Here is a 6,157-nt window from a genome sequence, read left to right on the forward strand (position 1 = left end):
AACAAAAGGCCCGGTGAGGGACCGGGCCTGAGAGTCAGTCCAGAAGGGTTCCAGGTTCAAACCATTCCCGGCGCGAGTTGAGAAGATCCTGAGCCGACATCGGTTTTTTACCGGCGGGCTGCAACTGCAGCAGGTTCAGTACACCCTGAGCCGTCGCCACCTGGATGCCATGCTTGTCAGCATGGATAATTTCACCAGGCGCACGATCGCTGTGGGGCAGAACGCTTGCCTGCCAGACTTTAACCGGCTGATCTTCAATGGTGAAAAAGCTCATCGGCCACGGGTTAAAGGCGCGAATACAACGCTCAAGCTGTTCTGCAGAGAGTGTCCAGTCAAGACGTGCTTCCTCTTTACTGAGTTTCTCAGCATAGTTGGCCAGCGTTTCATCCTGTTTTTCAGGTGAAGCCTGCTGAGTGGTCAGTAAGGTCAGCGTATCCAGCAGCCCCTGTGGCCCAAGCTGTGCCAGCTTGTCATACAGCGTGGCACTGGTATCCTGGGCCGTAATCGGACAAGCCAGCTTATGCAGCATATCGCCGGTATCCAGTCCCACGTCCATCTGCATGATAGTCACGCCGGTTTCGCTGTCGCCAGCCCAGAGTGCACGTTGAATAGGCGCGGCTCCGCGCCAGCGTGGCAGCAGTGAGCCATGGACATTGATGCATCCCAGACGTGGCATATCAAGCACGGCCTTGGGCAGAATTAATCCGTAGGCCACAACCACCATCACATCGGCCTTGAGGTCAGCAATCAGTTGCTGATTTTCTTCAGGTCGCAGTGACTTAGGCTGATAAACCGGAATGTCATGTGCCATCGCCAGCGTTTTGACCGGGCCTGGCGTTAATTTGTTACCGCGACCTGCAGGACGGTCGGGTTGGGTGAATACGCCGATAACCTGATGTTCAGAAGCAAGCAGCGCGTCAAGATGACGCGCTGCAAAGTCAGGTGTGCCGGCAAAGATGATTTTTAGCGGGGCAGACACGTTTATCCCTTAGTAAGATCTCAGGAAGCCTGCGCGTTCTGACGCGCCAGTTTCTCTAATTTATTTTTGATCCGTTGCCGTTTTAAAGGCGACAGATAATCGATAAACAGTTTGCCTTCCAGATGATCAATCTCATGCTGGATACAGATGGCCAGTAACTCGCTGGCTTCCAGCTCGAAACTTTTACCCTCGCGATCGAGTGCGCGGACCTTTACCCGCTCGGCACGCGGAACAAATGCGCGCTGGTCCGGAATAGAGAGGCAGCCCTCTTCAATGCCGGTTTCACCGCTTTTTTCCAGCAGCTCAGGGTTAATCAGCACTAAACGCTCTTCACGACTTTCAGAGACGTCAATCACGATAATGCGCTGATGAATATCGACCTGCGTAGCCGCAAGACCGATACCTTCTTCGGCATACATCGTCTCGAACATATCATCAACGATACGCTGAATGTCTGCGTTAACTTCTTTAACGGGCGCGGCGACTTTGCGAAGACGCTCGTCAGGGAAATGTAATACCTGCAAAACTGACATAAATATCCAGATCTGTATTCGGTTAAGAAAAGATTACTACCTTATATTGTAGACTTTTCGAGGCCTGATTGACAGCATTCTGCGGCAGGAAGCAAGGGCTATCAGGGAGCTGAAGATGGACAAAATAGCGCAGTCTGTACGGCTGGCCGCCGTCACTGGCATGACAGGAAAACGCTGGGTTGATGTGGCGCAGCAAATAGGTGCCGGACAGGCAGACAGGGAGCAGCTTATCCGGCTTGGCTTAGATGAGAGCCAGTGCCAGCAATATTATGATTTTAATGAAAAAAAACTTACAGAAGTCTATTCCTGGCTGGCTCAGAGTCCGGCTCATCATCTGGTGACTGCTCTGGACGCGGCCTATCCTGCCCGTCGTAAAGAAACAAACCGCTTTCCGCCGCTGCTCTATATTGATGGCGATCCTGCGCTTATCAGCACACCACAGTTAGCGGTGGTGGGCAGCCGAAACTGTTCACACTATGGCCGCTACTGGTGCGACTGGTTTACTCAGCACTTAAGCCTCAGCGGTCTGACCATTACCAGCGGACTGGCAAGGGGGATTGATGGTGTTGCGCATCAGGCAGCACTCAACGTGGGCGGTAAAACGGTGGCCGTGTTAGGTAGTGGTTTGCAGCGGCTCTATCCCAGCAATCATGCCCATCTTGCCGCAGAGATCGTTGAACAGGGTGGTACTGTGATTTCTGAGTTTCCGCTGACGACCCTGCCGCATCCGCTTAATTTTCCGCGCCGTAATCGTATTATCAGCGGCCTGAGCCATGGGGTGCTGGTGGTAGAAGCCTCGCTGAAGAGTGGTTCCCTGGTAACGGCGCGGTATGGGCTGGAGCAAAATCGTAATGTCTATGCCTTACCTGGCGCGCTCGGTAACCCGTTAAGCGAAGGTGTAAACTGGCTGATTCAGCAGGGAGCGCTGCTGGTGGCCCATCCCAATAACATCGTGGAGGATCTGGCTAGTGCACTTAACTGGCTGCCGGCGACACAGGCCGATGAAATTTATTCTGAGGTGAGTGACGATGCTCCATTGCCATTTGCTGATGTGTTGGCTAACGTAGGTGATGATGTTACACCTGTTGACGTTGTCGCTGAACGTGCCGGCCAATCTGTGCCAGTTATCTCAGCTCAGTTGCTGGAACTGGAGTTAGCAGGATGGATCGCAGCTGTACCCGGCGGCTATGTCCGATTGAGGAGGGCATGCCATGTTCGACGTACTGATGTATTTGTTTGAGACATATATCCACAACGAAGCAGAAATGGGTGTTGATCAGGACAGATTGACAGACGACCTGACGGATGCCGGGTTCCATCGTGAAGATATTTACAGTGCGCTGAACTGGTTAGAAAGATTGGCTGACTATCAGGAAGGACTGGTTGCGCCAATTTTACTGACAAATGATCCGCTCTCCATGCGTATTTATACCGATGAAGAGAGCAAACGTTTAGATGCTGACAGCCGTGGTTTCCTGCTGTTCCTGGAGCAGATTCAGGTGCTGAACCTGGAAACGCGTGAAATGGTCATCGAACGCATCATGGCGCTGGATACCTCTGAGTTTGACCTGGAGGATCTCAAATGGGTGGTACTGATGGTGTTGTTCAACATTCCCGGATGTGAAAATGCCTATCAGCAGATGGAAGAACTGCTATTCGACGCCAATGAAGGTATGCTGCATTAAATTTCCTTTCATGCATTGATCGCTATGAGTAAAGCTGCACTCTTCACCGTGCGTAAACAGGATCCCTGCCCCGCTTGCGGGGCAGAACTGGTTATCCGCTCCGGTAAACACGGTCCTTTTCTGGGCTGCGCGAACTACCCGGCATGCGACTACATTCGACCCCTAAAAGGTCAGGCCGATGGCCATGTGGTTAAAGTGCTGGAAGGCCACGCCTGTCCCGAATGTGGCGCGGATAAAGTGTTGCGGCAGGGACGATTTGGCATGTTCATTGGCTGTAGCCTCTATCCGGAATGCGGATACACCGAAACCATCGACAAACCGGATGAAACCTCGCTGGCCTGTCCACAGTGCCATGAGGGCCGGTTAGTTCAGCGGCGCTCACGTTACGGCAAAACGTTTCACTCCTGCGATCGCTATCCAGCCTGCCAGTTTGTCGTGAATCTGACACCCGTTGCCGGAATCTGTCCTTATTGCCAGTTTCCGCTGTTAGTTGAAAAAAAGACGGCACAAGGGATCAAACGCTTTTGCGCCAGTAAAAGTTGTGGCAAAGCCATTGCTGAAGAGAATGCATAGACCATGGAAAATCAACACCTCGCCGATTCACTTGAAACCTGCTTAGAGCAGCTGAATCGACAGGCGGTCATCGCCTATCCCACTGAAGCCGTATTTGGTCTGGGCTGTGACCCTGACAGTGAATCTGCCGTCATGGCTTTACTGGCGCTGAAACAGCGTCCGGTAGAAAAGGGGCTTATTCTGATTGCGGCTGATTACACTCAGCTGGAACCTTACATCTCCGCTCGGGAACTGTCTGTGATCCAGCGTGAGCGGATGTTTGCATGCTGGCCCGGCCCGGTGACCTTTGTCGTACCCGTTCCACCACAGACGCCTCGCTGGCTTACCGGACAGTTTGATTCACTGGCCATTCGCGTCAGTGACCATCCTGATGTGCAGGCTCTTTGCCGTGCATTTGGTAAACCGCTGGTCTCAACCAGCGCAAATCTGTCAGGCCTGCCTCCCTGCCGCACGGCTGAAGAAGTGAAGCAGCAGTTTGGTGAGCAGTTCCCGGTTCTGTCGGGAAAAACAGGTGGGCGGCTCAATCCCTCTGAAATCCGCGATGTCATCAGCGGCGAACTTATACGTCAGGGCTAAATCATGGATCAATTCGCCGTTTTCGGTAATCCGATCAACCACAGTAAATCTCCGCTGATCCATCAGGCTTTCGCTGAACAGACGGGCGTTGAACATCGCTATGGTCGGATTTGTGCCCCGATTGATGGTTTCCCTCATGCGCTCTCTGCCTTTTTCGAACAGGGAGGCCGTGGCGCCAACGTGACGTTACCTTTTAAACAGCAGGCATGGGAATTTGCCGATCAGCTCAGCGAACGTGCAGCGCTGTCCGGCGCGGTAAACACGGTGAAAAAGCTCAGCGATGGGCAGATCCTGGGTGACAACACGGATGGTATCGGGCTGTTAAGCGATCTTGAACGGCTGAAGATGATCAACGCTGGTGACAAGGTATTGCTGGTGGGGGCGGGCGGTGCCGCACGTGGGGTCATTCTGCCGCTTCTCTCAGCAGACGTGACACTCACTGTTGTTAACCGTACCGCCGCGCGGGCGGAAGAGCTGGCTGGCCTGTTTGCAGAGAGCGGCACTATCCGCGCATGTGGTTTTGAGCAACTGGCAGATCGGCACTTTGATCTGATCATTAATGCGACCTCAAGCGGTGTGAATAGCGAAATCCCTCCTTTACCTGAAGCAGTCATCCATGCTGATGTGCGCTGTTATGACATGTTTTATCAAAGCGGGCTGACGCCTTTCCTGCGCTGGTGTCAGGCGCAGGGCACGGTTCATCTGGCAGATGGTTTGGGCATGCTGGTGGGGCAGGCTGCTCATGCCTTCTATCTGTGGCACGGTGTGATGCCGGAAATCGCGCCGGTGATTACTCAGCTTAAACAGGCCATGCAGCCATGAATCAGGCGATACAGTTTCCTGATGATGAAACCTATGATGCTGAACTGAACGCGGTCTGTTTCCCGGTGCTGGTCAACGGCATGCGGCTGACCTGTGCAATCAGCGGGAAGTCGCTGGCTTCACGTTTTGGTGAAGGAGAGGTGATGGCGCTGTTTCAGCACCATCGCTGGGATCTGGAAGATGAGGCCGAAGCGGCTATCCGTCAGGATAATATTGATACTCAGGGCTGGATCTGGTTATCTCCCGCCAGGTAATCATCTTTCCAGGCGACATAATTATTAGCGGAATAGCGTAAACCTTCCTTCTCATTGTCATTCAGCGGCCTGATCTGCCTGACCGGACTACCCAGATAGAGATAGCCGCTCTCCAGTCTTTTACCTGGCGGCACCAGACTTCCGGCACCAATCATCACCTCTTCTTCTACTATTACGCCATCAAGCAGAATCGATCCCATTCCGACCAGCACGCGATCGCCAATGGTACAGCCGTGCAACATCGCTTTATGCCCGATCGTGACATCCTCGCCAATAATAAGAGGGAAGCCTTGCGGGTTAGATGCTGATTTATGCGTAACGTGCAGAACACTGCCGTCCTGTACATTAGTACGGGCACCAATGCGAACCTGATTCACATCACCCCTGATCGCAACCAGCGGCCAGATGCTCACGTCATCCTCCATTATGACATCACCGACCACAACACTGCTTGGATCGACCATAACGCGCTGGCCAGTTTGCGGGAAAAGGTCTTTATATGGACGTAGGGCGGAAGTCATCATGTTCTCCTTTGTTCTGTTTTCAATGCAGCCTGATGCGATTTCAGGCAGCTGACAAGCCAATTCTGGCCTGGATCGCTGGCGATCTCATCAATCTGGATCATTTATAACCGTTCAGATAAAAGATCCAAAAAAAGGGTTGTGCTCTGAAACGGGATCCCTATAATGCGCCTCCATCGACACGGAACACCGGCAACGGAAAACGGGTTGAGAG

Annotated in this window: 9 protein-coding genes; 6 read left to right on the forward strand and 3 right to left on the reverse strand. The window is 52.9% G+C overall.

Features of this window, described 5'->3' with window-relative positions; genetic code table 11:
• Nucleotides 1-34 precede the first annotated feature (34 nt).
• Nucleotides 35-979 carry a methionyl-tRNA formyltransferase gene (fmt, locus tag EPG66_RS22580; RefSeq protein WP_039392213.1) on the reverse strand — a complete coding sequence of 315 codons (945 nt, stop codon included), beginning with the start codon at nt 977-979 and terminating at the stop codon, nt 35-37.
• Between the two features lie 20 nt (nt 980-999).
• Nucleotides 1,000-1,512: a peptide deformylase gene (gene def / locus EPG66_RS22585; RefSeq protein ID WP_064703835.1), complete on the reverse strand. Its 513-nt coding sequence runs from the start codon at nt 1,510-1,512 to the stop codon at nt 1,000-1,002.
• Nucleotides 1,513-1,627: 115 nt separating this feature from the next.
• Between def and dprA the strand changes: the two genes are divergently transcribed.
• The 6 genes from dprA to EPG66_RS22615 are packed head-to-tail and all read left to right on the forward strand — an operon-like array spanning nt 1,628 to nt 5,422.
• Nucleotides 1,628-2,752 carry a DNA-protecting protein DprA gene (gene dprA, locus EPG66_RS22590; RefSeq protein ID WP_182688153.1) on the forward strand — a complete coding sequence of 375 codons (1,125 nt, stop codon included), beginning with the start codon at nt 1,628-1,630 and terminating at the stop codon, nt 2,750-2,752.
• Nucleotides 2,724-3,197 (forward strand): DUF494 family protein Smg, encoded by a 474-nt coding sequence (smg, locus tag EPG66_RS22595; protein ID WP_010252741.1) that lies wholly within the window; start codon nt 2,724-2,726, stop codon nt 3,195-3,197. The genes dprA and smg overlap by 29 nt, the downstream gene beginning before the upstream one ends.
• 24 nt (nt 3,198-3,221) lie before the next feature.
• Nucleotides 3,222-3,770, forward strand: coding sequence for a DNA topoisomerase family protein (locus EPG66_RS22600; RefSeq protein ID WP_031593735.1), 549 nt, complete (start codon nt 3,222-3,224; stop codon nt 3,768-3,770).
• Between the two features lie 3 nt (nt 3,771-3,773).
• Entirely contained in the window at nt 3,774-4,346 is a 573-nt protein-coding gene (gene tsaC, locus EPG66_RS22605) for an L-threonylcarbamoyladenylate synthase type 1 TsaC (protein ID WP_010252735.1), read from the forward strand.
• 3 nt (nt 4,347-4,349) lie between these two features.
• Complete coding sequence (gene aroE / locus EPG66_RS22610) at nt 4,350-5,168, forward strand: shikimate dehydrogenase (protein WP_182688165.1); 819 nt, start codon at nt 4,350-4,352, stop codon at nt 5,166-5,168.
• Nucleotides 5,165-5,422: a DUF1488 family protein gene (locus tag EPG66_RS22615; RefSeq protein WP_031593737.1), complete on the forward strand. Its 258-nt coding sequence runs from the start codon at nt 5,165-5,167 to the stop codon at nt 5,420-5,422. The genes aroE and EPG66_RS22615 overlap by 4 nt, the downstream gene beginning before the upstream one ends.
• Here EPG66_RS22615 and EPG66_RS22620 read toward each other — a convergent pair.
• Nucleotides 5,389-5,943, reverse strand: a complete 555-nt coding sequence (locus EPG66_RS22620; protein WP_033768385.1) for a gamma carbonic anhydrase family protein — start codon at nt 5,941-5,943, stop codon at nt 5,389-5,391. The two genes, EPG66_RS22615 and EPG66_RS22620, sit on opposite strands and share 34 nt — an antisense overlap.
• Between the last annotated feature and the right edge of the window lie 214 nt (nt 5,944-6,157).

Source organism: Pantoea pleuroti (assembly GCF_014156615.1).
In the GTDB taxonomy this organism is placed as follows: domain Bacteria; phylum Pseudomonadota; class Gammaproteobacteria; order Enterobacterales; family Enterobacteriaceae; genus Pantoea; species Pantoea agglomerans.

Excerpts from the sequence above, each read along its gene's own strand:
- aroE (WP_182688165.1), top strand. The coding sequence starts at position 4,350 with ATGGATCAATTCGCCGTTTTCGGTAATCCGATCAACCACAGTAAATCT.
- def (WP_064703835.1), bottom strand. The coding sequence starts at position 1,512 with ATGTCAGTTTTGCAGGTATTACATTTCCCTGACGAGCGTCTTCGCAAA.
- EPG66_RS22615 (WP_031593737.1), top strand. The coding sequence starts at position 5,165 with ATGAATCAGGCGATACAGTTTCCTGATGATGAAACCTATGATGCTGAA.
- EPG66_RS22620 (WP_033768385.1), bottom strand. The coding sequence starts at position 5,943 with ATGACTTCCGCCCTACGTCCATATAAAGACCTTTTCCCGCAAACTGGC.
- tsaC (WP_010252735.1), top strand. The coding sequence starts at position 3,774 with ATGGAAAATCAACACCTCGCCGATTCACTTGAAACCTGCTTAGAGCAG.
- smg (WP_010252741.1), top strand. The coding sequence starts at position 2,724 with ATGTTCGACGTACTGATGTATTTGTTTGAGACATATATCCACAACGAA.
- EPG66_RS22600 (WP_031593735.1), top strand. The coding sequence starts at position 3,222 with ATGAGTAAAGCTGCACTCTTCACCGTGCGTAAACAGGATCCCTGCCCC.
- dprA (WP_182688153.1), top strand. The coding sequence starts at position 1,628 with ATGGACAAAATAGCGCAGTCTGTACGGCTGGCCGCCGTCACTGGCATG.